The organism is Micromonospora globbae (assembly GCF_036184225.1).
Classification (GTDB): Bacteria; Actinomycetota; Actinomycetes; order Mycobacteriales; family Micromonosporaceae; genus Micromonospora; species Micromonospora globbae.
Genome location: NZ_CP108084.1, coordinates 2,832,580 through 2,857,139 on the forward strand (window position 1 = coordinate 2,832,580; position 24,560 = coordinate 2,857,139).

The window sequence follows — 24,560 nt, forward strand, 5'->3', positions numbered from 1 at the left end:
CGGCACGTCGCCTCAGCCGCCGCCGAGCGGTGCCCTGGCCAGGCGAAGGGTGACCACACCCAGCAGATTCGCGGCGTGGAAGTAGCCGAGTTGCCGCGAGTCGGAGCCCTCCGGGTTGTCGCCGAGGGCCACCAACCGGCCCGCGGGCACCGTCTGCTCCGGCACCGACGCCAGCGCCGGCACCTCCCCCCGGGGCACCGGATCTCCCGGAACCGCCCGCAACCGTTTGATCATCCACAGCGGGTCGTCGGGTGGCCGCGGACCGACCGGACGGCCGGCGGCGACGACCACCACCTGCCCGGACCGGACGGCGGTGATCGGTGCCCGGCGGACCAGGACCCGGTCGCCGTGCTGGAACGTCGGCTGCATGCTGGACCCCCGCACCGTGACCACCACCAGATGACGGCGGGCCCACCACCCCGCCGCCGCCAGAGCGGCGGCCAGCACGCCGACCACGACGCACACCACAGCCAGGACCGTCACGGCACCACATCCATCCGCCGGCCAGGCTCGGGAGCGTCGTCGTCGCCGGTGTATCCGGCCGCCTGCAACCGGAACAGGGTCGCGTACGTGCCGTCGGCCGCCAGCAGGTCGGCGTGGCTGCCCTGCTCCGCCACCACTCCCCCGTCGAGTACGACGATGGAGTCGGCGTCGCGTACCGCGCCCAGCCGGTGGGAGATGAGGACGCTGGTGCGACCCTCCCGGTGCCGGCGCAGGCCGGCGTGCACCTCGTACTCAGCCGCCGCGTCGAGCCCGGCGCTCGGCTCGTCCAGGATCATCAGGTCACGCGCGTCCCGGACGAAGGCCCGGGCCAGCGCCAGACGCTGCCACTGCCCGCCGGAGAGCACCACCCCGGTACGGGGATCGGCGCGGTCGCTCTCGGTCATGAACATCCGCGACAGCAGCGTGTCGTAGCCGTACGGCAGCGCGACGAGGTCGGCGTGGACGCCGGCGCGGCGGGCCGCGAGCCGGATCGGACCTGGATCGTCGATCCGTGCGACGTCGCCGATCCCGATGTTCTCGCTGGCCGACAGGTCGTACTCCACGAAATCCTGGAACACGGCGGTGATGCGTTCCCGCAGCAGTCGGGGGTCCAGCTCACGCAGGTCCACGCCGTCCCACAGCACCGCGCCCCGGGTCGGGTCGTAGAACCGGCAGAGCAGCTTGACCAGCGTGCTCTTACCCGCGCCGTTACGACCGACCAGCGCGGTCGCCGTGCCGGCCGGGATGGTCAGGTTGACGCCCTTGAGGATCCAGGGGTGGCCGTCGGCATACCGGAACCACACGTCGCGCAGCTCGATGCCGCGCCGCAACGGCGGCACCGGCCGCGACACGGCCAGAGCCGGCAGATCCGGCTCCGCGGTGATCATCGCCCGGTAGTGCGCGATGAGCAGCAACCGGTGGTGCGCCCCGGCGAGAGCGCTGATCACGCTGCCCAGGGCGCCCTGCACGCCGGCGACGGCGAGGATGAACAGTGAGACGTCGCCGACCGACAGCGCGTGCGCGTGCGCGGACCGGATGGCCCAGACCAGGCCGCCACCGGCCACCACGGCGGCGAGCACCGCGAGGCCGCCCTGGGCGACCAGCTCACGCCGGTCGGTCGCGCGCCGGGCCCGGTCCGCGGTGCGACGTTCGGCCATCATCCGGGCGCGCAGGAAGCCCCCGGCGCCGAACAGGCGTATCTCCTTCGCCGCCGCCGGACTGGTGAGCAGGTTGTTGTAGAACAGCTCCCGGCGCTCGGCCGGGGTGATGTCCAGCGTCATCCCCGCCCGCCGCCGGGAGAGGGCCAGCTCGGCCAGGAGCGTGGGCCCGGCGGCGGCGACCACGACCAACGCCATCACCGGGCTGAGCATCAGCAGCGACACCAGGAAACCGGCCAGCACGAGCAGGCCGCGGGCGACGGCCAGCGCGGCCGCGACGATCTCGGCGGGCGAGCGGACCGAGTCCCCGGCGAGGCGGAGCCGGTCCAGGAAGTGCGGATCCTCGAACCGGCCGAGCCCGATGAACCGGTCTACCGCGGCGTGCAGACGTTCCACCCCCAGCCGGCTCGCCGACCGATCCACCTCGGCCCGCAGGTACTGTTCGAGCTGCGGCAGCAGCGCCGACAGGACGCCGGTGAGCGCCAGCCCGGCACCGAGGGCGACCAGTTCGGAGACGGGGGTGCCGCCGCCGATCCCGTCCAGGACGGCCCGGGTGAGCCAGGCGACCAGGACCGGGGCGACACCACCGAGCACGGCGGCCACGCCCAGCATCAGCACCCCGCCACGGGCGCCTTTCCACGCGAGTCCGGTGGCCGTCGCGGCGGCGGCGAGCAGCGGCCGCCGGGCGGCGCGTGCGGTGTGGTGGTCCCGACCCGAGGACATCAGGCGTGCGCCGGGACCGGAAGTCCGTCGAGCCCGTGACCGCTTGCGGTGACCCGCCCCTGGCCGTCGAGCAGGTAGACGGCGGGCAGCGCCCGGACGCCGAGGGCGGCGATCAGTCCCGGCGTGCCGGGCTCTTGCCGCACCACGCGGGCGACCGGCGACAACATGGCGACGTACGGCTGCGCGGCGGACTGCTCCGCCTCCACCACCGCCAGCACACCGGCCCGTCCCCGCGGCGCCGTCGCGGCCCGCTCGATGAATTCGGGCAGCAGCGCCTCACACGCGTCGCAGCCGGGGCTGAAGAAGCCGACGAGTGTCTCGCCGCCGAGCGTGTCCCGCGACACCGGGTGGCCGTCGGTCGTGGTGGCGGTGAAGTCACCCACGGTCGCCCCGACCGGCAGGATCCGCGCGTCGTCGCGGGGCGAGGACCGGGACAACAGCTCGGTGTGTTCCCGCAGCCGTCGCACCACGCCGAGGATCAGCAGGAGGTTAACCAGGGTGAGCAGTCCGAGGAGCACGGTCGCGGTGACCAGCACGGGCATCCGGGGATCCCTTCGGTACGGTCGCGTCCCGGGCCGGCACCGGGCCAGGCGCGAAGAGGTCTACGAGGTCGTCGAACGTGAGCGTGAGCAGGGCGAGCACGGCGGCGGCACCGACGGCGAGCGCGACGGCCTCCGGCCGGGCGCCGGCGATCAGGTCCGGACCCGACGCCGCACCGGCCGCGGCCGCCCCGACGAGCGCGAGGACGGCGAGGGCGGCGGCCCGCCCGGCGTGGCGCCGGCCCAGCGGGGCGCCGGAGGCGCCGAAGCAGCGGCACGAGGCACGTACCCCGCGTCGCAGCGCGCGCAGGATCCCGACGCAGAACGCCACGAGCAGTCCGGCGGCCAGCGCCAGCCCGGCGACGGGCCGCACCGGCAGCACCAGCGGTACCGCCAGTTCGGCGCCGAGGACTGCCGCCGCGACCGGACCGGCGGGCAGCCAGCCGACGGGCACCAGCCGGCCGGTGGCGGCGACGAAGGCGTCGTACGCGGACCGGCCACGCAGCTTGCTGAACGCCGAGACCGTGAACACGACGGCCAGCGTGACCAGACAACTCACCGCGACGTAGCGCACCTGCATGCCCTTCCCGTTGGTCCCATGGCGCCGTCCTGGCCGGGGCGGACGGCCCGGCGGTCACCGGGCGTCCGCCCCGGCATCGGTCAGCAGGTTCCGCAGCTGCTGCAGCCCCACGGCTCACAGACGCCCTGGATGCAGTCGCGCCGGCAGAGCTTCGAGTAGGTGCTGCTGCAGTACATGCACGTCGTCTGCATCGCGGCGGATGCGTTCATCCTCGGCACCACCAGGGACAGGAGCTTGTCAGCGAGTCGTCCGATGCTCATCGGCTCTCCTTGATCGATGGGTGGGGCAGATGGCGGCGCCACGAGGCACGCCGTCCACCCGGGACAGCGCCGGACCGGACGCTATCGACCGTTGCCCATCCGGCGAGACAGCACGTTACGGCGCTTCCACAGCACACAACAAACGAAGGATTCGCAGGTCAGCGCCGGTTTCTACGGTGGCTCTACGCAATCTCTACGGTCGCGGCCGCGTCGGCGGTGCGGCGGACGCACCCGCCACCGACTCCGCCTCGGTGTGGTTGCCCAACCGCCGCAGCAGGCGCACCGCCTGCTCGCGTACGTCGTCGGCCCGGGCCGGGTCGCCGGCAACCGCCAGGGCCTGGGCGAGCGTGGCGAGGACCTTCGCCTCGGCGTACCGGTGCTCGCAGCGGCGGTAGAGCGCGGCGGCCTCGGAGAGCCGGGCGACGGCCCGGTCGGTGTCGGCAGCGGCCAGGTCCAGCCGGCCGAGGGCGTGCAGCGCGAGCGCCTGCCCGAACAACGAGTGGCCGGCCCGGCTCAGCGCCAGGCCGTGCACAAGCGTGGACCGGGCCTGCGGATGCCCCTGGTCGGCGTAGAGTCCGCCGAGATGGCCGTAGAGGAAGGCGAGCTGGAGCGGGTCGGCGGTCTGTTCCGCGATCGCGATCGCCTCGGTGAACGCGGCCTCGGCCAGACCCACCTCGCGCCGGTCCCGGTGGATCGCCCCGATGAGGCCGAGCACCACGCTGCGGTCCCGCGCGCTGTGCAGCTCTGCGGCGAGGGACTGGGCGATCCGGGCGTCGCTCAGCGCCTCGCCGAGCCGGCCCTGCTGCCGGCGCAGGATGGCCAGCTGCTGCCAGACGTGCAGCACACCCAGGCGGTATCCGGCCTGGCGAGCGAGGCGGTAGCTGGTCGCCAGGCAGCGCACCGCGGCCTGGTGCTCCCCCCGGGTCCGGTGCACGGACGCGCACAGGTACCACGCGTCCGCCTCGCCCCGCCGCTCGCCCAGCCGGCGGAACAGCTCCCCTGCCGCCGTCGCGTGCCCGAGCTTGACCTCCACGTCCGACCCGGGCTTCGAGCTGAACAGGTCGGCCAGGTTGCGGCGCAGGACGGCCGTGCCGAGCTCGTCGCCGGCGGCCTGGCAGGCCGCCAGCGCCGTCTCGTGCGTCCGCTGCCCGTCGTCGTACATGTTGCGCAGCTCGTAGTAGCAGTGGGCGGCGGCGGCCAGGCGCCAGGCCGCGCCGGACCGTCCGGCCGCGGCGGCCTGGAGCACGGTCGCCATCAGCGCCGGCGCTTCCGCCTCGAACCAGCCGAACGGATCGCGCTCGGCGATCCGCAGGACCGACTCCGGCACCGGCCAGGCCGGTGCCGGCGCGTCGACGGCGGCGAGGGTCCGGGCCGGCGCGTGGCGGTCGGCGTGCCGGGCCACGGTGAGCCAGCCCGCCAGTACCCGGTCCACCGCCGCCGCGCGTTCCCCCGCCGGCTCCCGTTCCGCGCGTTCCCGGGCGAAGAGCCGGACCAGAGGATGGAACCGGTACCGGAGCTGCCCGCACCGATCCACGCCGGCATCGTCGAGCAGACGCCGTGCCACCAGTGCGCGCATCGCGGCCTCGGCCTCCGCCGGCGCGAGGTCCGCGGCGGCCGCGGCCACCCACGCCGGTACGTCGGGCGCGTCGAACAACGCCAGCCGGCGCAGCACACGATGTTCGGGCTCGGCCATCGCGCGCAGCCCGGAGCCGATGCTGGCCCGCACGTCGAGGTCGCCGACGCGGAGTTCGTCCAGGCGACGCCGCTCGTCGGTCAGCTGGTCGACGAACCAGGACAGCGGTGTGTGCGGGCTCGCCGCGACCCGCGCGGCCAGGATCCGGACCGCCAGCGGCAGGTGACCGCAGAGGCCGATCAGCTCCCTGGCGGCGGCCCGCTCGGCCCGGAACCGCGGCGCGCCGACGCTGCGTTCGAGCAGGGCGAGCGCGGACTCCACCGGGAAGACGTCGAGGTTGAGCAGGTGCGCCCCGGCCAGCGCCGACAGGCGGGCCCGGCTGGTCACCAGGACCGCGCAGCCGGGACCTCCGGGCAGCAGCGGCCGTACCTGCCGCTCGTCGACGGCGTTGTCGAGGACGACCAGCAGCCGCCGGTCGGCCAGGAGGCTGCGGAACATCGCCACCCGCTCGTCGGTGTCCTCGGGAATCGACACCCCGGGCACCCCGAGTCCGCGCAGGAAGGTGCCGAGCACGTCGGCGGGGCGCGCCGGCTGGCTGTCGCTGCGCAGGTCGGCGTAGAGCTGGCCGTCGGGGTAGGTCGGTTGTAGCCGGTGTGCCAGGCGCACGGCGAGCGTGCTCTTGCCGACACCCGCCCGGCCGCAGATCGCCACGACCCGTAGCGCCGCCGTCCCGGGCGACCCGAGCCAGCGCTCACACTCGGCCAGTTCCCGCTCGCGGCCGATGAAGTCCGCGATGTCGGCCGGTGTCTGCCACGGTCGGCGTGGCTCCCCCGGCGGCGTACGGTCCGCTTCGGCGACCGCGGGCGCGGGAGACGGCGGGCCGGCGGGCCGGCGGGCGTCGCGGGTGGTCCCTCCAGCGGTCGGGTGACGCGGCGGTTCGGGATCGCCCAGGCCGTCGGCGGAGAGGATGCTCTGGTGTACGCGGCGCAGCTCGGGCCCCGGTTCGATGCCGAACTCGCCGACCAGCCGCTGCCGGGCGTGCAGGTACGCGTCCAGCGCCTCCGCCCGCCGGCCGTCGGCGTACAGCGCGCGCATCCACTGTGCCACCAGGCGTTCCCGGCCCGGATGCTCGTCCACCAGTTGTCGCAGCTCACCGAGGATCTCGCGGTGCCGGTGCAGGTGCAGGTCCGCCTCGATCCGGCCCTCCAACGCGACGAGCCGCAGTTCCTCCAGACGCGCGGCGTAGGCCGCCAGCGACGGGTTGCGGGGCGTGTCGGGCAGCGCCGGGCCGCTCCAGAGCCCGAGCGCCTCGGCGAGGACCTGCCGGGACCGCCACAGCTCACCGGCGCGCAGCGCCGCCCGGCCCTCGGCGCACAGCCGTTCGAAGCGGTAGCTGTCGACCGAGTCCCGGGGCAGCGCGAAGCGGTAGCCGGTGCGGCGGCCGGCAACGATCGCCGCGCCGTCGGGCCCGAACGCCCGGCGCAGGGACATCACGTACCCGCGCACCAGGGACCGGGCCGAGGCCGGCGCCGACCCGCCCCACACCTGCGCCACCAGTTGGTCCGGCGAAACCTCCGCGCCGCAGTGCAGCACCAGGGCGGCGAGCAGGGACCTCAGTCTCGCGCCGCGGACCGTCCGCCAGCCGTCCCCGCCCCGCACCTCCATCACGCCGAGACAACGGCAGCGCAGGGCCGCCTCGGCGGCACCATCCTTGATGGTCAACGCGCACAGCGTAGCGGCGGGCGGGGCGGGCGGGGTCCCCCAAACGTCAGAGGGCCCGACCGATCGTTCGGACCAGCCCTCCGACGCCATGGAAACTGCGCCGACTCACCACGGTTCTCGATGCGAAGGGCACGGAGCCTCGTTGTGGCGCGCGACCGGGCTCGGTCAGGATGGATGAGAAGTGACAGCCCGCCCGGCCGCCCGAGGCGTCCGGTCGAGGCCGTTCCGCAGTGCCGCCACGGTCACGCCGACGATCCAGACGATCGCCACCAGCCGCCACAGCGGTTCGAGCCTCAGCAGCGGCGGCCACACGATCGACACCACGGACACGGCGACCAGCGGCCCGGCCCAGCGCCCGTAGCGGAACACCCACCGGCCGCGGGTGCGACGGCGCAGGCCGGCCACGGAGGACGCGGTGACGAACACGGCGAGGCCGGCGAGGTGCAGCGCTCCCCCACACAGCAGGGTCGCCGTGCCGAGCGCGGACACGACGCCCGCGCCGGCCCGTTCGGCCACGGCGGCCAGGGCGACCGACGTGAGGACGGACAGCAGCAGAAAACCGGCCGCGGCCGCGTTACCCCAGGCGGCCACCCGGCCCAGCCGGTCCAGCCCGTCCAGGCGGTCCGGCCACAGGCTGCGGTGCAGCCCGCGCCCGAACAGGTACAGGGCCACGGCGGCGAGCACCTGGAGTGCGCTCTGCGCGACGACGGCGGGCAGGTTGTGCCCGTAGAAGGTGCGCAGGTCCGCCACCGACGCGTCGGGCAGATACAGCGCGTCGCCGGTCGCCAGCGCGCCGCCGACCACGATGCTGGCTACGAAGGCGACCACGAACGCCGGGCCGAACCAAGCCCACCGTCGCACGTGAACCAACCCCTTTCCCGATCCGGAAGACTGTGGGGCTCGATCGTGCCGTCGTGGGCCGTCGGCTGCCGTCCGCGCCGGAGCGGCACCTGCCGTACGCCCCGGCGCGTAGCGGCGGCGGCGGCGCTACGTTCGTGGTGGTACTCCCCCACGCCGGCGCGCCGGAGCCCATCGACAGCTCCGGCATGGCGACGCGTGACCAGGCCGCTCCATACGCTGCCGCCTGTATCCGTCGCGGCAGCCAGCAACACCGCGCCGGCGTCACCGACCAGCCACGCACGGGGTCCGGTCGGTGGAGTCGATCAGCCGCGCCAATCCGAGGCGGAGCCGGCCGCACACGCGGCCGGCTCATCGGTCTCGGTACCCGCTCAGCGGACCCGGTCGTAGACGAGAGCCAGCGTGCCGTGCTCGCCCGCGGTCTGACTGACCAGTGCCCACGTCCCTGCGGGCAGGCCGTCGTCGAACAGGCGCGGTCCACCGCCGAGGAAGATCGGAAAGATCGTGATCGCCAGCCTGTCCACCATGTCGGCAGCCAGCAGCGCCTTGATGACGCTCGCGCTGGAGAGCACGAGAATGTCGCCGCCCTCGGTCGTCTTGAGGTCCGCGACCACCTCGGCGGTCGGCTTGTCGACAAGCGTCGTCCGTTCCCATGGCGCCTCGGTGAGGGTGGTGGAGAGGACGACCTTGTCGGTGTCGACGAGCCACCTCGCGAAGCCCTCGTCGCGCGGGTCGGCACCGGTCATGCCGATGACGGTGGGCCAGAAGCCGAGGAATCCCTCGGCGTTGACCCGCCCGAGCAGTGCCGTCGTCGCCGGCTCCCAGAGGCTGGTCAGGTGGTCGCGGGCGACGTCGGTGACGGCGTAGGGCATCACCCAGCCCATGTCGCGCGGGTCGTCCGGTCCGGCGTAGTGGCCGTCGAGTGAGAGGCTCATGTTGGTGACGACTCTGCGGCCGGCGGTCTGCGCTGTCATGTCGTGCTCCTCGTGTCGGTGTTGTGCGGGTCGGCGGCGAGGATCGCCGCGAGCTTGTCGAGGCTCTGGCCGAAGCCGATCTCGATTCCTGCGATGAAGTCCGCGGAGTCGACTGTGCTGTCGGTGATCCGGTAGTGGACGTCGAGGTCCGTGCCGGTGTCGGTGGACCGCAGGTTGAGGTCGACGTGGGCGGTGAAGGCGAGGCCGCCGTCGGGAAGCAGTGGGGAGAGCCGGTAGGCGAGGCGCTCGCCGGGGCGTACGTCGTCGACGGTTCCCGTTCCGCGCCCGGCGATCTGGTCGGAGCCGTCGGTGTCCTCGATGTCTCGGTACTCCAGGATGATCCGTCCACCTGGTCGCGCCTCGAAGACGAGCTCGCAGACGCGGAGGTCGTCGGGTGTCCACCAGCGGGCGAGCAGGGCGGTGTCGGTCAGGTGCCGCCAGACCAGCTCGGGGTGCGCCGTCAGCGACCGGAGGAACGTGAACGAGCGGCCGTCGGCCCACCCCGACTCGCCCGCGCGGGCGCGTTCGGTGTGGAGGCTGCGCCCGTAACGGTCGTAGGTCTCGCGCGGGCCGCCGGCCTGGTCGGCGGTGTCGGCGAGCCGGCTGAGCGTAGCCGCCAGTTCCCGCAGGGCAGCAGGCCGCAGCGCGTAGATGCGGCGCTGGCCGGTGCGTTGGGAGGTGACGACGCCGGCGCGCTCAAGGGTCTGCAGGTGCTTGGTCGTCTGCGGCTGGCGCGCCCCGGCGAGCTGGGCGAGGACGCCGACCGGGCGGGGCCGTTCGGCCAGCAGGCTCACGAGTCGCCAGCGCGCCGGGTCGGCCAGCGCGGTGAGGAGTACGTCCATGCCGACGAGTATTCGCTGAGCGGAATATTCCTGTCAAGGAATATTCCGCTCGGCCTGTCGGGCGGCGTCTCGATCGGCCAGGAGCGAACGCGGCGAATGACCTCATCGCAGGAGCGGCGCGAGGCCGTCGAGGAGGCGCTGGAGGCCGAACTCGAAGAGCACGTCCAGGTTCCAGACCACGTCGTCGGCGGTGAGGAAGCGGGCCATCAGCGGGAGCCGCCCGTCGGCCAGGACGGTGCCGAACCGTTCCTCCTGGGCCTCCATCCACTGGGCGTCGGTCAGGCCGCTGTCCTGCTCGGCCTGCGCTTCCTCGGCCCGGTTCACCGCCGTGCCGCGCACGTAGTTGGCCACCGTCACCGCCGCCGTGAACTGTGCGCTCAGGTCGAGCCCGCGCCCGTCGAGTGCCCGCAGCATCCACTCGGTGTGTGCCATGGCGTGCGGTGCCGGTAGCGGCCGGGTGAAGGAGACCGCCTGGGCGAGCCAGGTGTGCCGACGGTACATCGCCCAGTGCAGCCGGGCGATGGCCTCGAGGCAGGCCCGCCAGCCGTGGCGGTCCGGGGTGAGGGCCGGGGGCGGGTTGTCGGCCATGACCTTGTCGATCATGAACAGCACCAACTCTTCCCGGTCGGCCACGTACCGGTAGATCGCCATCGTCGGAATGCCGAGCTGACCGGCGAGCCGACGCATCGACAGGCCGTGCAGCCCCTCGGCGTCGGCGATGGCCACGGCGGTGGCGACCACCTGGTCTCGGCCCGGGCCCGGTGCTCTACTCGCACCCGCCGCGGCGACCACCGTGCCCACGCCCCGCACGGGCTCGACGAGACCCCGCTCGCGCAGGGTCGCCAGGACCTTCGTCGCGGTCGCCATCGCGACCCCGTACGCGGCCATGAGCTGCCGGGTCGACGGGATCCTCGCCCCGGGAGCGAACTCGCCCGACGCGATCCGGTCCGCGATGTCGGCAGCGATCCGGCGGTACGGCGGTTCCTCCACAGCGACCTCCCGTGCACTAGTGCAGTCACGGTACCCCGCGGACGAATACGGGGGACAGCCTGACTGTCACCGGCACTAGTGCACTCATACGGTGTACGACATGATTGATGTCCATCATCTGGAGTCGCTACGCAAGACCCACGACGGCGCCGCACTCGACGGCGTCACCACCGGCCTCGCCGCGGGCAGTCTCACGGCGGCCACGGGCCCCTCTGGCGCGGGCAGGAACACTCTGGCCGCAGGCCGCGGCCGGTCTGGGCCGGCCCACCGCCGAGCGGGCGGTCATCGACGGCACCTGGCCCACCGCCCGGCGATCTCGCAAGGGTCGATGCCATGAGTACGCTCCGACCCCATCGGCAGGGCGATGCCCTGAAGGCAGCGGCGGAGAACAACGACGACGCCCGGATCAACGTCGTCGACGCCTTGCGCGGGATCGCGCTGCTGCTCATCCTGCTGGTCAACGTCTGGTACTTCAGTTCCGGATACGAGTTCCACCTGGTCGACGATCCGGCGTACGGTCCGCTCGACCGGCTGGTCGCAGGTGCCATGGAACTGCTGTTCGCGATGAAGGCGTACCTGCTGTTCTCGTTCCTGTTCGGCTACAGCTTCACCCTGCAACTCGATTCGGCCGCCCGGCGTGGGACGGCCTTCAGCCGGTCGTTCCTCCGCCGACTGTCCGGGCTGTTCGTGCTCGGGGCCGTGCACGCGGTACTGCTGTTCCACGGCGACATCCTCACCACCTACGCGCTGCTCGGCCTCCTCCTGCTCACCGTCCGGCGGATCACACCGCGCACCGCACTGGTCGCCGCGGCGACCATCGTCGGCGTCGTCGCGTTCCTGGTCGCCCTGGCCGCGGTCGGCGGCACCACCCTGGTCCCGGACGAGGCCGCCGCGCTGACCGCGGGCGCACGTTCGACCGACGCCCTACGCGGCGGCCTCGGTGACGTCGTCCTGGAACACCTGCGCTCGATGCCGTCGATGATCGGCGCACTCGCCGTGCAGGGGCCACTGGCCTTCGCCGCGTTCCTCGTCGGCCTCGCCGCCGGCAAACACCGCATGCTCGCCGCCGTGCACACCCACGACACCCTGCTACGCCGCTGCGAGCGCGTCGGCTATCCGGTCGGTCTGGCCGGCGCCACCGTGTTCGCGATCGGCGGCGGCACCGCGAACATGACCGCACTGATGGTCAGCATCGTCACCGCGCCGTTCCTCGCGGCGGCCTACGCCGCGACCCTGTTGCGTCTGTTCACCCGGCGACCCCGCATCGCCGACTTCTTGGCGCCCGCCGGACGCATGGCGCTGACGAACTACCTGAGCCAGTCGCTCATCTGCGTGCTCGTCTTCACCGGCGTCGGACTGGGGCTGACCGGCCACACCTCGCCGGCACAGACACTGCTCATCGCACTGACGATCTTCCTGGCCCAGGCGGTTGCCAGCACCTGGTGGATGCGGCGGTTCCGGTACGGCCCGACCGAATGGGCACTGCGCGCATGGACCCACAACAGGCGACCCGCCATGCGGCGATAGGCCCCGACAGCTCACCACCGGCCGCGCACAGCCGGACGGCGACATCGACCGGCCGGCTGTGCGACGGCGTCCAGGGGCGTCGCCTCGGCTCCGCGGCTCCACCACCGACACGGCCCGCCGACGGAGTGAGGCTTGTCAGGCGCGAGCATGTCGTGCGTGCAGGTGACCGTCCCTCGGGAATGGCGGCACGGCAGGCAACACTCGTTCGAACTGGTACCGCGCCTTCTCCGCGACCCGGCATGATGCGTGGTTGTCCACCTGGTGGAGCAGTTCGAGACGATTCAGGCCCTCGACGACCCTCGAAAACCGCGAAGCTGAGTCGACCTCCGCTCTCCCACTCGTGTTTCTGACTCTCCAGCCACCGCTGTGCGTCCTGCACGCTTCCACGGGAAGTCTGGTCCCCCGGCGCAGGACCGGATCGCGGTACGCCTCGATCAGCGGTGCGACGTCCTCGTCACTCCACGGCCGCAGATGAAGCGCGGCATGGCCCGCAACCGCATCCACTCGCAGCTCGACCGTCATTCAGATGACCGTGCATGACTCATGGTGCCACCCCCGTCGACGGCGCTGCCCGAGTTCCACGTCTATCGGGTGGGGGGAAGTACACCTCTCGCCGTGTACCGCTCGCCGTGGTCGCCTTGAAGATTGGCCTGCAGATCCTCGGCGATGGCTCCGAATTCCCGGTAGGCGTCGCCGCCGAAACGGCCCTTGATTTCGATGGCGCCTTCGAACCAGGTCAACGAGACAACGCTTCCGTCGGCGCAGGTGTGCTCGTAGTGGGGCTGGCGCTCCTCGTCCCGGCCGAGCCATCCCACCGCCCGGAGCGTGGGGGTGCCCTCCGCGTACGACAGCCACTCGTCCAGGGGGATCGGGTGCGCGTCGCTGTCGTAGTACTCCTCGGCTCGGCTGATGTGCAGATCGTATCCCACGCTTCCTCCATGCCGTCGGCGCTTGCCAGGCGCAGGATAGAGGGCGGGCGGTTACTGGCCGGAGGTCGCCGGCAGGCCGAGCCGGACCGGCGCGCGCCGCCAGACGGCCGGCGTACCAGGCCGAGGGCAATCCTGGCCAAACCGGCCCAGGACCGGGCAGGTGTCCGTACGCTGCGCGGAGTGAAGTGGGCACGATTCCTCGTCGCTCTGGCGGCAACCCTGGCTGTGGCGGCCTGCGATGCCGCCCGCACCCCGCCGGCCGGTGCGCCCACCCGGTCCGCCCCCGCGGCGTCCCCGTCGCACTCCGCCGGGATCACCTTGGCCTTCGCCGGTGACGTGCACTTCGCCGGACGCACAGCCGACCTGCTGCGCGACCCGGCGACCGCGTTCGGGTCGATCTCGTCGGCCCTGTCGGCCGCGGACCTGACCATGGTCAACCTGGAAACGGCGGTCACCACGCGGGGCACCCCCGAGCCGAAGGAGTTCCATTTCCGGGCACCGGCAAGCGTGTATGACGCCGTGAAGGCCGCCGGCGTCGACGTCGTGTCGATCGCCAACAACCACGCGCTGGACTACGGGCTGACGGGGCTGACCGACACCATGGACGCCGCCAGGAACGCCGGGATGCCATTCGTCGGGGCGGGCGCCGACGCGGCAGCGGCGTACCGGCCATGGATCACCGAGATACGGGGCACCAGAATCGCCGTCCTCGGTTTCAGCCAAGTCTCCGAGTTGTGGGAGGAGTGGAAAGCGACCGACACCCGGGCCGGGATCGCGATGACCCGGGACCTGCCGCGCGCCGTCGCGGCGGTGCGCGACGCGCGGCGCCAAGCCAGCGTGGTCGTCGTCTACGTCCACTGGGGCACCGAGGGTGAGGCCTGTCCACCCGACGAGGCTCGCGCGTTCGCGGCCGAGATGGCCGAGGCGGGTGCCACCATCGTGGTCGGCACCCACGCCCACCTGCTGCTCGGCGATGGATGGCTCGGTAACACCTTCGTCCAGTACGGACTCGGCAACTTCCTGTGGTGGCGTGACGACGCGTACAGCAACGACACGGGGGTGCTGCGGGTCACCCTCGACGGTTCGAGGGTCTCGAAGACGGAACTGCTCCCCGCGACGATCTCCCGCCGCACCGGTCAGCCCGAACTCGCCGGCGCAGCGGACGCCGCCCGGATCCGCCGGGAGTACGCCGGCCTGCACGCCTGCACCGGGCTCGCCGCGAGCCCCGGCCCCCTCCGGTAGAGCTCGACGAGAGCCGGCACGGTGGTCGAGCCGGACCGGTCCGCGGACCAGATCATCGCGAGCTGCCGCACGGTTATCGCCGCACGCGATGCCCACCTCATCGCGACCGCTGACCTCGACGTTCCCACCGCGCAGCCGCCCTCGCCAAGAGCCCCTCGGCGGTCCGCCAGATCGCCTACCGCGCCCGCCAGCATGTTGACGCCCGCCGCCCGCGCCAGGTGGTCCCGGCGAGCCTGACCCGGGCGGCGCTGGACTCACGCGATCGGAACCGGGGACCTACAAAGACCTGACCACCGAAGAACGCGTCATCCTGACCGACGCCATCGAAGAGGCGTGGCTCAACGGAGCCATCGGCGACTACCTCGGCCACGCCGAGAAGCTCCGACAATTCGTTGCTCGTTTGTTGGAGGCGGCCGTCCGGCACGCATTCGGCGCAGCGGGTGCGGGTCCGGCCCGTAGCACCGTGTGAAGGGGATAAATGGCTTGCGCAGGCGCCGGGCTGAGGGTTTGGCTGCTCGTTATGCCTTCCCCCTCACCGATCTTCGTCGCGGGTACGGGTCGTTCGGGAACGTCGCGGATCGCCGACATCATCGGCGAACATCCGCTGATCCATCGGATTCCCATGGAGACCCGGTTTCTCATCGACCCGGGTGGCCTGCGGGACCTGGCCGACGCGCTCACCGATCGGTACGACCCCACCGTCGGTGAGGATGCCCTGCACCGGCTGAGCGAGTTCCTCACCGTACGAGTGCCCGGCCGGCGCGACGATCGCGGCAAAACCGTTCCCGAGCTGGTTGGCGAGCGGCGCTACAGGGACGCGGTGCAACAGCTCTGGCCGCAGTTGATCGCGTACACGTACGACGAACCTGCGCCCGCGGAAGGCTTCGGGGACGCCGACCGACCGTCCGGGCCGTTCGCGCCGGCGAGCCGCCGGCGGGTGGTCCCCAGGTACTTCAGCGACCGCAGCGAACTGCTCGGAATCCTGCGGGGCCTGATCGACACCCTGTTCGGCGGCGCCGCCGCCGACGCGGGCAAGCCGACCTGGTGCGAGAAGACACCGTTCAACCTGCTGTGCATGGAGTTCCTCTGGGAACTGGTCCCCGAAGCGACCATCGTGCACATCAAGCGTCACCCGGTCTCGGTGCTCGCATCCCACCTGGCCCAGCCCTGGGCACCGGCCACCGTCGACGGCGCGCTCGCCTACCTCACGCCGGTCTACCACCGATGGCTCACCTGGAAGGACTCCGTCGACCTGACGGGCAGGCGATACGTCGAGGTGAAAGCGGAGGATCTCGCTGCCGACTGGCCCGGGCAGCGCCGCGCCCTGTTCGAGCGGCTCGACGTCGACGACTTCGCCACCTCCAGAACGTTCCAGTCGCACCGGCTGACGAACCGCAACGACCAGTTCGACGACGAAACCCGCGAGTTCATCGAAGAAACACTCGGTAAGGTCATCCCGGCCATGGGATATGAGTGACGGCTCTGGCGCCCCTTGAGCGATTGTTCGTCCGACGTGCCATACACCGAGCCGTATCTCCCCAGTCGGGACCCGATGATCGTGCCCTGGTACCTGACGTGGGCGGAGGTGAACCCAGCCCGACAGCCGTTCGATCCAGACACCGCCCCGACCGTCATACGGTCGCTGCCGCCCTCCGCCGCCGTCCCCACCCGGCCACCCGGCCGGTCGGGCAGACCGGAGGTGTACCGGTGGGGACAACAGCAGGGCACCCGGTGGGCGGACGAGATGAGCTTCGCGATCGTCGGCCACTACGGGCGCTGGGCGTCGGGCTGGCGGTGGGGTGTCGGCGAGGCCGACTTCGACGGCGGCCCCGTCCATGCCTGGTGCTGCCCCGCGGACAGCATGGGCGACCCGGGTCAGACGCTCGACGTGGCGGTCGAGGCGCTGATCGAGTGGCGGGGGTGGCTGGAGGAACTGGCCGAACGCTTCGACCGCTTCCTGCCACTACTCGCCGCCGACGCCACCGACCCGGCCGACTGGGAACGGGCGGTGTCGCACCTGCTCACCGTGGTGGTCGACCGGACCTGCGCCGACGGCGGCTGGGAGTGGCATTACAGGCAGGTGCTCGGCTGGTTCCTCGGGCTGGCGGGCATTCCATCCGAACGGCACGAGCCGCTTCTCGACCGGTCGATCGACGGCCGCTTCGACACCTTCGTCACCCCGTCGAACCTGCTGATCCAGGACGTCGCCGAACGACTCGGCCGGGCCGTGACCGGCCGCTGATCGAGCCCACCGCCGGCGGCAGGTCAGCGGCCGTCGATCCACTCACCAGTTGGCGTGTGTCGGACGCGTGGGGCCACGCGGCGCCCTCACGCGGGCGGCGGAGGCCCGGCCGTGGTGGGCATGCCGTAGCGGGTGACGATCGCGGCGGCGCGGTCGCGCAGAGTGGTGCGCAACCACTGCGGGGCCAGAGCTTCCGCATTCGTGGCGAGCTGCCACAGCGCCCACTGGGCGTGTCTCGGGTCCTGAAAGGTGACCTCCAGCCGAAGCCAGCCGTCGGCCTCGGTTTCTTCGGCGAGGACGGCCAGCGCGGTGCTCACCAGCTCCTCCCGCCGCGTCGGGTTCACCCGTATGAGCACGGTGACCTGGTCGCCGCCGGTGCGAAACCGCGTGCTGCGTTCCCGCCAGACCCGGTCCAGATCGACCCTGTCGGGTCGCTGGGCGGGTTCGGAGAGCTCCTCGGCGGCCAGGATCCGGGACAGCCGGTAGGTGCGGTCCGCGCCGGACCGGGTGGCCAGCAGGTAGCCCTGGCCGCGCACGGTGACCAGGCCGATGGGGTCCACCGTGCGCCATCGCGGTGTCTGGCCCACAGGCGCGTAGTGGATGCGCAGCTTGTGTCCGGCGAGCACCGCGCGCCGCACCTCGGCCACGGTGGCGTCGGGAACCTCTTCTGACGCAAGCCGGCGCGAGAGGAGGTCCGTCTCCGGGTCGATGAGCAGTCGTTGGACCGCGCCGGCCGCGGTGGCCCGATTGCTGTCGGGTAGCGCGTCGACCACCTTGCGCATGGCCGACGCGAGCGCCGCGCCGAGGCCGAACGCCTGCGCGCCGCGGCGTGAGCCGGCGACGAGCAGGGCGAGCGCCTCGTCGTGGGTCAGCCCGGTGAGGTCGGTCTGGAACCCGGGCAGCAACGCGAACCCGCCGTGCCGGCCGCGTTCGGCGTAGACCGGGACGCCGGCCGCGGACAGCGCCTCGATGTCGCGCAACACGGTCCGGGTGGACACCTCCAGCTCGCGGGCGAGCGTGGCCGCGGACAGCCGACCGCGCTGGCGCAGCAGTAGCACCAACGAGACCAACCGGTCGGCCCGCACAGGACGATCATGCCAGGGATATACGACACAGGATGTCGTGATTGGTTGGCAGGCTCATCACCACGTGGGTCCGAGTCCTTGCGTGCCCACATCGAAGAACGGAGCCAAGATGCCAATGCAACGGTCGGCGGTCAACCCGTGGACGTGGTCGGTGGAGCTGGGATACAACCAGGGTGAGATCGTCACCGGACACACGCGGACCCTGTACTGCGCGGGGCAGACCGCCATGAGCGACGACGGCAAGCCCCAGCACGCCGGCGACATGGCGGCGCAGTTGGCGCTGAGCCTCGACAACCTGGAGGCCGTCCTCGGGGAGGCCGATATGTCCCTCACGAACCTCGTCCGGCTCAACGTCTACACCACCGACGTCGACCAGCTCTTCGCGCACTACGGCGTGCTGGCCGCACGGTTGGGCGCCGCCGGCGTGGCGCCGACCACCACGATGCTCGGGGTGACACGGCTGGCGATCCCCACCCTGATGGTCGAACTCGAGGGAACCGCCGTCGCGTGAGGTGACGAAGCCGCCCCCGGCATTGCTGCCGGGGGCGGCAGGAGCAAGCGCCCCGTCGGGACCAGAAGGCGTCAGACGATGGAGATCGACCGCACCTGGGTGTTGCCCTTCGTGTCGACGTACACCTTGTAGTCGCCGACGGTGTACGTGCCGGCGGCGTTGTTGTCGATGGTGAACGTGGCCGTCTGGGACGACTCGCTGCCGTCGACGTGGGTCTGCTTCACCGTGATCGTCAACTCGTTCGTGTTGCCCTTCAGCTTCTTCACCACCGCCGACGGCTTGGCGTCGATGACCGCGTTGGCGACCGTCACGTAGACCGCCTCGGGCGACGAGAACTCCGCGTTCTTCTGCCCGTCACCGAACAGGAAGAAGCCCCGCTGGTCGATGGCGCCGCGCCCGGGGAACGGATCCGGGTTCGAGGCCAGGTACGTCGGGTTGACCGTGTACAGGTCCGTCTTGGAATCCGCGAGGACGGGCTTCACCCCGGTGTACGGGGCATCGGTGATCGCGAGGTTGACCGACAGGTAGATGGCGTTGGGGTTGTTGGCCGAGATGCGCGAGTAGAAGTACTTGTCCGCGCTCTGCCCCGCGGGAACGGCCAGCGGCACCACCTTGTCGCCGACGCGAATGTTGAACTGGAAGTCGCCGTAGCCGCCGGCCACGAACTTCGCCCACGCCGCGTCCGACATGTGGTCGGGGCGCTCCACCTTGAACTCGAGGCGCATCGGCGCCACGTACGTGGAGTTCAGGTACTCCGGGTCGGTCAGCGGCAGGTAGACCCCTCCGGGGGCGTGCCCCAGTTCGAAGGCCGACGCCGTCGGAGTCGAGTTGCCGCGCCCGTTCCACATCGGGATGTTGAACGAGGTGGCGCCGAGCAGGGCCTGGTTGCCCAGCTGGCTCTTGTCGACGGCGGCCGACGCGTCCTTGAACGTGCCGATCGTGACGTCGAGCAGGTCGAGGTCCGAGCGGTCGGCGTTCAGCCCCGGGATGTCGGCCCACATGAACTTGGCGCCGGCGGGCCCGGAGTACCGGGCCATCTCCAGCATGCCATCGGCCATGATCTTGGTCATCTGCACCGCGGAGTCGACCTTCATCCGCTCGTTGGCCGTGTGCCACCAGCGCTCGTTACCCGGGATCACCGCGCCGAAGGCGGTCATCTTGTTGCGGAAGCTGCTGGCCAGCGTGCCACCGGTCGTGCCCTGCGGGTAGACCACGTCCCTGAGGGCGTGGGGGTCGGCGAACTCCTCCGGGTTGTGGTCGATCGAGGCCTGGTAGCTCCCGAACTGGAGCGCCGTCAGCGGGTTGTCGTGAGTGACGTACAACCCGGCACCGACGGGCGAGCCGAGGCTGCCGATGGTGAACCCCTTCGCCTGGAAGGCGGCGGTGACCGCGGCCGTCGCCTGGCTGGAGTCAGCCGCGGTGACGTGCATGCTGCGCACGTACATCGGCATGCTGAGGCTGCCGGTGGCGTCGGTGTAGAAGCTCGTCGGGGTCTCCGAGTTGATGCCTCCCATGAGGGCGAAGGTCAGGTTCGGAGTGCCGTTGTTCGGGTTGCGCAGCAGGTTCGCCGGGATGCCCATGTACTTGCCGATGTAGGCTTCGCCTTCGACACCGTCGCGGAAGAACAGGTCGGCGATGCCGTCGGCGGCCTTCTTCAACTGCATGTCGTCGGCCGTGACTCCGAGCGCGCCGAGCCCCTGGGAGAGCAGGAACATCCCCCACACGACGGCGTTCTTGCCGTACTGCGGGGTCGGCATCTCCATCGCCACATCGGTGTTGACCTCCAGCGTCAGCGAGTCGCCGGTGATCGTGGTCTGCACCTTGGGGGTGGTGCGAGGAGCAGCCGGGAGCCAGCCCTTCGTGGTCGCGGCGGCGGTGATCGCCGCGACGAACCGGTCGCGCTCGGCGGAGCTCGCCCCCGCCACGTCGAGGGTGAAGATGGCCCGCGAGGCGATCTGCGTGGTGCTGCCGTAGGCGATGTCCTTGAGCGTCGGATCGCCTTCACGCAGGGTGACGCCGGCCCTGGCATCCGTCAGCCGGAAGGCCTTGGTGCGGTCCCCGGACAAGCTCATCGACACCGACGGGGTCACCGATCCGGAGTTGCCGACGATGACCGGGAACCGCGAGTCGGAGGTGTAGGCCGCGATCGGGATCTCCTCCCGATTGAGGTTCTTGTACGCCCAGTTGTCGTAGAAGCTCGGGTTCGAGTTGTACGGGATGGACTGGAAGGTGGCGGTGTTCGTCGTCGAGGGCGTGCCGGGACCGCCGTCCTCGTAGATTCCCATGACGATGCGGATGCGTCGGTCGAGGGGCAACCCCGCTTCGAGCAGCGCCTTGGCCGCGAGCAGCGTCGCCAGCGTCGGGCCGCTGTCGTCCTGGATGCCCGCCCCGTAGACCCAGCCGTCCTGGACGTAGGGCGAGTGGTACGCACCAGGTGTGCCGAGGTTGCCGTCGGCGTCGCGCCAGCGGGCCAGCTGGGCTGGCGTCACGGAAGCCGTCGGCGAGTCGAGGTGACTCAACGCCATGACCATCTCCGGGGCGTCCGGGTCACCGATCTCGGCGTAGACGTACTTGTCGGGCTGGCGTTGGACGACCACCGGGAAACCCAGGTCGGTGGCCAGCTTGACCACCCAGGCGAGCTTGGCGACCTTGCGGTCGTACTCGTTCTGGTTGGCGGCGGTGTTGCTGACCGGGAAGGGGTACGCCGTCGCGGCCGTGCCGCCTCGGGAAATGGAGTCGTAGCTCGAGCCGTCCAGCATCGCCCCGACCAGAGTGAGCGGGTCGTAGGTGCCGTCCCCCGCGCGCGCCTTGTTGACGCGTCCGGCCAACGCCTCGACCTCCGCGTGGATCTTGTCGCGCTCGGCGTCGGTCACGGACAGGTCGTAGGTGACGCTCGGCTGGAAGCGATCCTCGCCGACGTTGTTCTCTCCCGCCGCGAGGGGGCTCCGGCCAGCGGCGCTTGCGGACTCGTTAGCCGCTACACCCATGGATAGGAGCAATGACATGCCAAGTGTCAGGGCAAAGGGCTTCTTCCGCATCGCCGTGATCTCCCTGAATGGTCCGACCCAATAAGTCGGATGATCTTCGTTGTACGCGAGACCCTTTCAGGGTTTTTCCAGCTTGTCAATGAACCTCTCGGGGTAACGGTTTGTGGTGCCGCGACGCTGCGTGACCAGGCGAATCCGGCGGTGTGCGAAGTGGAGGACGACGCGCGCGGCGGACCCGATCCGGCCGGTCGCCCACGGATTTTCAGTGACATTGTGTAGGGCCTTGAAGGTGCTCTTGACAGCGAATTCCCTACATTCGTCGATGGCTCACAGGTCGATGTGGGCTTTGTCGAGGGATTTCGGCACATCGCCCCTTCTCCGTCGCGGCGATCCGCTGACCGAGCGGGCTCGGCCGGCCACCGCCAGCACACCACACGCGCCTTCGCCACGCGCTCGCGTCCTCGATGGAGGCGGCGGCGCGGCGGGACCGAGTGTGCCGACCCGGCCCTCCTAACCGACGTTGCGCCGGCCGAAGTAGGTGTTGGCGCGCGGGCGGAACATGAGCAGCACCGCGCCCCAGACGCAGAGCACGTGCAGGGTCCGGCTCGTCGCGATGAGCGCACCGGTCAGATCGGTCCGCCCGACCGCGTCGATGAGGGAGTTGCCGTCCAGCAGCCAGCTCACCGGCTCGACCACCAGCGACAGCGTCCCGAAGATGCCCAGCCCGACGGCGAGGGTCAGCCGCGCCCAGTTGCGTCCGGCCCGCATGGCCAGGGCGATGGCGGCGACGACCGCGTAGAGGCTCAGCCTCACCGCCAGGCCGGTGATCTCGATATCGTGTAGAGCGATCTCGATGGCGCCGGCGGCGAGTGCGCCCATCCAGAGCAGGAAGGCGACGCGGACCTCGGCCGGGATACTCGTGGGTCTGGTGTCGGTGCGTGTGGTGGTCACATCGACAAGTCTTGGCCGATCGGCACCCAGGATCACTCCCGGTGGCCACCGGATCAATGGTGGTACTGGCCCCACCTCCGGCCGCAATCACCACACGACCAGCCGCAGCCAGACGAGTGCGGGTGACATCGACGGTACGGTCACCAGTCCCCCGCCGTCGGTCACCCGCCGGCGTCGGCGCTGGTGGCGGACGAGGCGGCGAGCTGGTCCAGCGCGTCCTCGTACACCCCGATCTTGAAGTTGACCAGGTCCAGGCACTTGCGCAGCTGGTCCATCTGGTCCAGGACCCGCTCCCGGTGCGTCCGCAGCAGCGCGAGCCGTTCCGCCTCGGTGCCGTCCCCCGCGCGGGCCAGCTCCGTGTAGCGCCGGATCGCCGGCACCGGCATGCCGGAGCTGCGCAAGATCATGCAGAGGGTGAGCCAGTCCACGTCGTCCTCGTGGTAGATCCGGCGCCCGCCGGGATCGCGCCGGACCGGGTTGGCCAGGATGCCTTCCCGCTCGTAGAACCGCAGCGTGTGCACGCTCAGCCCAGTGCGCTCGGCGACCTCGCCGATGCTCAGGCCCGGGACATCGTGGGACATGCGGTGCAGCGTACGTGTTGACCTAGAGTCGACTCCAGCTCCTAGGGTGCTCGCACCGGTGGCCGGCCGGCCGACCGCCCGGCCCCCCGACGACCACAAGGAGCACCACCATGCGCTACCGCGTCCTCGGCCGCACCGGCATCGAGGTGAGCGTCCACTGCCTCGGCACCATGATGTTCGGCTTCGTGGGCAATCCCGACCACGACGACTGCACGCGGATCATCCACGCCGCCCTCGACCAGGGGATCAACTTCGTGGACACCGCGGACATGTACTCCGCCGGCGAGTCCGAGACGATCGTCGGCAAGGCGCTGCACGGCCGCCGGGACGACGTCGTGCTCGCCACCAAGGTGCACTTCCCGATGGGCGAGGGACGGAACCGGGGCGGCAACTCGCGGCGCTGGATCATCCGGGAGGTCGAGGAGAGCCTGCGCCGGCTGAACACCGACTGGATCGACCTCTACCAGGTGCACCGGCCGGATCCCACCACGGACATCGAAGAAACGCTGTCGGTCCTGACCGATCTGGTACGCCAGGGGAAGATCCGCGCCTTCGGCTGCTCGACCTTCCCGGCCGAGCAGATCGTCGAGGCGCACCACGTCGCGGAGCGGCGCGGGCTGCACCGGTTCCGCACCGAGCAGCCGCCCTACTCGCTGCTCGCCCGGGGAATCGAGACCGACCTGCTCCCGGTCACCCAGCGCTACGGCATGGGTGTACTGACCTGGAGCCCGCTTGCCTCCGGCTTCCTCACCGGCCGCTACCGCAAGGGGCAGCCGGTGGACCTGACCACCGGCCGGGCCGCGCTCACCCCGGCCCGGTTCGACCCGGCGATCGAGGAGAACGCGCGCAAGCTGGACGTGGTGGAGCAACTCGTCGAGCTGGCGTCGGAGATCGGCTGCACGCTGCCGGAGCTGGCGCTGGCCTTCCCGGTGGCGCACCCCGCGGTCACCTCGGTGATCATCGGGCCGCGCACCATGGAGCAGCTCGACGCCGCGCTGAAGGGCGCCGCGCTCACCCTGGACGACGCCGTGCTCGACCGCATCGACGAGATCGTCCCGCCGGGCACCAACCTCTACCAGGCCGACGGCGCCTGGCGCCCGCCGGCGCTGACCGACCCGGCGCTTCGTCGTCGCCCGATCGCCGACCGCGCAGCAGCCTGACCACCTGCCCAGATCAGCACCTGCCACTCGCCACGGAACGTGACGGTGGTGGGTGTCGAATGTCCGGCCGCGCCGGTGAGGGCACGGTTGCCGCGAGCACCGGGATCAGTTCGATCCCGGTGCTCGCTGCCCTCGGTCGACGACCGCGGCATAGTCTTCAGCAGTGGACACACCGGCCTTCGCACCCCGCGTGCTCGTGATTGGCCTCGATCCGTACCGGGTGCCCGGGCCGTGGGACCCCAGGCCGGTAGCGGACGCTATCGAAGTCGGACGAGCCCGCTTCGTCGAACACGGCGTGGCGGCGGAGTTCTGTCTGGTCGGTCTCGACGGCAGCGACGACGTGGAGGCGGTCGTCACCGCCGCCCTGTGCGCGCAACCGTGGGAATGCGTCGTCGTCGGTGGCGGTGTGCGCAACCAGGTGGAACTGTTCGAGCGCGTGGTCAACCTGGTGCGTCGGCACGCACCCGACGCAGCGATCGCGTTCAACGCCACTGCGGCGGACACCTTCGAGGCCGCCGCCCGCTGGGTGCAGATTCCCGGATGACCCGCGGACGTGCCGAAGGGCGGACGCCGCACTCGCCGCC

General features: G+C 71.3%; 22 protein-coding genes. 7 read left to right on the forward strand and 15 right to left on the reverse strand.

What is annotated here, in order from left to right; all coding sequences use genetic code 11:
- Nucleotides 1–12: 12 nt before the first annotated feature.
- The 10 genes from OG994_RS12430 to OG994_RS12475 all read right to left on the reverse strand — a co-directional run bounded on the left by OG994_RS12430 (nucleotide 13) and on the right by OG994_RS12475 (nucleotide 10,761).
- Entirely contained in the window at nucleotides 13–483 is a 471-nt protein-coding gene (locus OG994_RS12430) for a S26 family signal peptidase (protein ID WP_328853329.1), read from the reverse strand.
- Complete coding sequence (locus OG994_RS12435; protein WP_328853330.1) at nucleotides 480–2,363, reverse strand: ABC transporter ATP-binding protein; 1,884 nt, start codon at nucleotides 2,361–2,363, stop codon at nucleotides 480–482. The genes OG994_RS12430 and OG994_RS12435 overlap by 4 nt, the downstream gene beginning before the upstream one ends.
- The gene (locus OG994_RS12440; protein ID WP_328853331.1) at nucleotides 2,363–2,905 is read right to left on the reverse strand and encodes a TlpA family protein disulfide reductase; all 543 of its coding nucleotides are present in this window, start codon (nucleotides 2,903–2,905) and stop codon (nucleotides 2,363–2,365) included. Before OG994_RS12440 ends, OG994_RS12435 begins: the two co-directional genes overlap by 1 nt.
- A complete protein-coding gene (locus OG994_RS12445; protein ID WP_328853332.1) occupies nucleotides 2,853–3,482 on the reverse strand; it encodes a MauE/DoxX family redox-associated membrane protein in 630 nt (209 codons plus the stop codon). The genes OG994_RS12440 and OG994_RS12445 overlap by 53 nt, the downstream gene beginning before the upstream one ends.
- Nucleotides 3,483–3,562: 80 nt before the next feature.
- Entirely contained in the window at nucleotides 3,563–3,742 is a 180-nt protein-coding gene (locus OG994_RS12450) for a hypothetical protein (RefSeq protein WP_328853333.1), read from the reverse strand.
- A 193-nt stretch (nucleotides 3,743–3,935) separates the two neighbouring features.
- Nucleotides 3,936–7,097 (reverse strand): AfsR/SARP family transcriptional regulator, encoded by a 3,162-nt coding sequence (locus OG994_RS12455; RefSeq protein WP_328853334.1) that lies wholly within the window; start codon nucleotides 7,095–7,097, stop codon nucleotides 3,936–3,938.
- A gap of 165 nt (nucleotides 7,098–7,262) precedes the next feature.
- Entirely contained in the window at nucleotides 7,263–7,958 is a 696-nt protein-coding gene (locus OG994_RS12460; RefSeq protein ID WP_328853335.1) for a hypothetical protein, read from the reverse strand.
- Nucleotides 7,959–8,326: 368 nt separating this feature from the next.
- Complete coding sequence (locus OG994_RS12465; protein ID WP_328853336.1) at nucleotides 8,327–8,929, reverse strand: dihydrofolate reductase family protein; 603 nt, start codon at nucleotides 8,927–8,929, stop codon at nucleotides 8,327–8,329.
- On the reverse strand, nucleotides 8,926–9,771 hold the full coding sequence (locus OG994_RS12470; RefSeq protein ID WP_328853337.1) for a metalloregulator ArsR/SmtB family transcription factor: 846 nt from the start codon (nucleotides 9,769–9,771) through the stop codon (nucleotides 8,926–8,928). The genes OG994_RS12465 and OG994_RS12470 overlap by 4 nt, the downstream gene beginning before the upstream one ends.
- A gap of 102 nt (nucleotides 9,772–9,873) precedes the next feature.
- A complete protein-coding gene (locus OG994_RS12475) occupies nucleotides 9,874–10,761 on the reverse strand; it encodes a TetR/AcrR family transcriptional regulator C-terminal domain-containing protein (protein ID WP_328853338.1) in 888 nt (295 codons plus the stop codon).
- Nucleotides 10,762–11,094: 333 nt separating this feature from the next.
- Here OG994_RS12475 and OG994_RS12480 point away from each other — a divergent pair, with 333 nt between their 5' ends.
- The gene (locus OG994_RS12480) at nucleotides 11,095–12,288 is read left to right on the forward strand and encodes a DUF418 domain-containing protein (protein ID WP_328853339.1); all 1,194 of its coding nucleotides are present in this window, start codon (nucleotides 11,095–11,097) and stop codon (nucleotides 12,286–12,288) included.
- A gap of 584 nt (nucleotides 12,289–12,872) precedes the next feature.
- Here the strand turns inward: OG994_RS12480 and OG994_RS12485 are convergent.
- Nucleotides 12,873–13,217, reverse strand: a complete 345-nt coding sequence (locus tag OG994_RS12485) for a hypothetical protein (RefSeq protein ID WP_328853340.1) — start codon at nucleotides 13,215–13,217, stop codon at nucleotides 12,873–12,875.
- A 180-nt stretch (nucleotides 13,218–13,397) separates the two neighbouring features.
- Here OG994_RS12485 and OG994_RS12490 point away from each other — a divergent pair, with 180 nt between their 5' ends.
- The 3 genes from OG994_RS12490 (at nucleotide 13,398) to OG994_RS12500 (ending at nucleotide 16,701) form a co-directional block, all read left to right on the forward strand.
- Nucleotides 13,398–14,459, forward strand: a complete 1,062-nt coding sequence (locus OG994_RS12490; RefSeq protein WP_328853341.1) for a CapA family protein — start codon at nucleotides 13,398–13,400, stop codon at nucleotides 14,457–14,459.
- Nucleotides 14,460–14,937: 478 nt separating this feature from the next.
- Nucleotides 14,938–15,936: a sulfotransferase family protein gene (locus OG994_RS12495; protein ID WP_328853342.1), complete on the forward strand. Its 999-nt coding sequence runs from the start codon at nucleotides 14,938–14,940 to the stop codon at nucleotides 15,934–15,936.
- Nucleotides 15,937–16,203: 267 nt separating this feature from the next.
- Nucleotides 16,204–16,701, forward strand: coding sequence for a hypothetical protein (locus OG994_RS12500; RefSeq protein ID WP_328853343.1), 498 nt, complete (start codon nucleotides 16,204–16,206; stop codon nucleotides 16,699–16,701).
- A gap of 86 nt (nucleotides 16,702–16,787) precedes the next feature.
- Here the strand turns inward: OG994_RS12500 and OG994_RS12505 are convergent, their stop codons facing one another.
- On the reverse strand, nucleotides 16,788–17,786 hold the full coding sequence (locus OG994_RS12505) for a helix-turn-helix transcriptional regulator (protein ID WP_328853344.1): 999 nt from the start codon (nucleotides 17,784–17,786) through the stop codon (nucleotides 16,788–16,790).
- Between the two features lie 109 nt (nucleotides 17,787–17,895).
- Here OG994_RS12505 and OG994_RS12510 point away from each other — a divergent pair, with 109 nt between their 5' ends.
- Entirely contained in the window at nucleotides 17,896–18,297 is a 402-nt protein-coding gene (locus OG994_RS12510) for a RidA family protein (RefSeq protein ID WP_328853345.1), read from the forward strand.
- Nucleotides 18,298–18,368: 71 nt separating this feature from the next.
- On the opposite strand, the gene OG994_RS12515 is transcribed toward OG994_RS12510, so the two are convergent.
- From OG994_RS12515 to OG994_RS12525, 3 genes are all read right to left on the reverse strand, one after another.
- A complete protein-coding gene (locus OG994_RS12515) occupies nucleotides 18,369–21,170 on the reverse strand; it encodes a M20/M25/M40 family metallo-hydrolase (RefSeq protein WP_328853346.1) in 2,802 nt (933 codons plus the stop codon).
- A 624-nt stretch (nucleotides 21,171–21,794) separates the two neighbouring features.
- Nucleotides 21,795–22,235 carry a hypothetical protein gene (locus tag OG994_RS12520; RefSeq protein WP_328853347.1) on the reverse strand — a complete coding sequence of 147 codons (441 nt, stop codon included), beginning with the start codon at nucleotides 22,233–22,235 and terminating at the stop codon, nucleotides 21,795–21,797.
- Between the two features lie 161 nt (nucleotides 22,236–22,396).
- Nucleotides 22,397–22,816 (reverse strand): MerR family transcriptional regulator, encoded by a 420-nt coding sequence (locus OG994_RS12525; protein ID WP_328853348.1) that lies wholly within the window; start codon nucleotides 22,814–22,816, stop codon nucleotides 22,397–22,399.
- 110 nt (nucleotides 22,817–22,926) lie between these two features.
- Between OG994_RS12525 and OG994_RS12530 the strand changes: the two genes are divergently transcribed.
- Both OG994_RS12530 and OG994_RS12535 read left to right on the forward strand, forming a co-directional pair.
- Nucleotides 22,927–23,976 (forward strand): aldo/keto reductase, encoded by a 1,050-nt coding sequence (locus tag OG994_RS12530; protein WP_328853349.1) that lies wholly within the window; start codon nucleotides 22,927–22,929, stop codon nucleotides 23,974–23,976.
- A 163-nt stretch (nucleotides 23,977–24,139) separates the two neighbouring features.
- Entirely contained in the window at nucleotides 24,140–24,520 is a 381-nt protein-coding gene (locus OG994_RS12535; protein ID WP_328853350.1) for a hypothetical protein, read from the forward strand.
- Nucleotides 24,521–24,560: the final 40 nt, after the last annotated feature.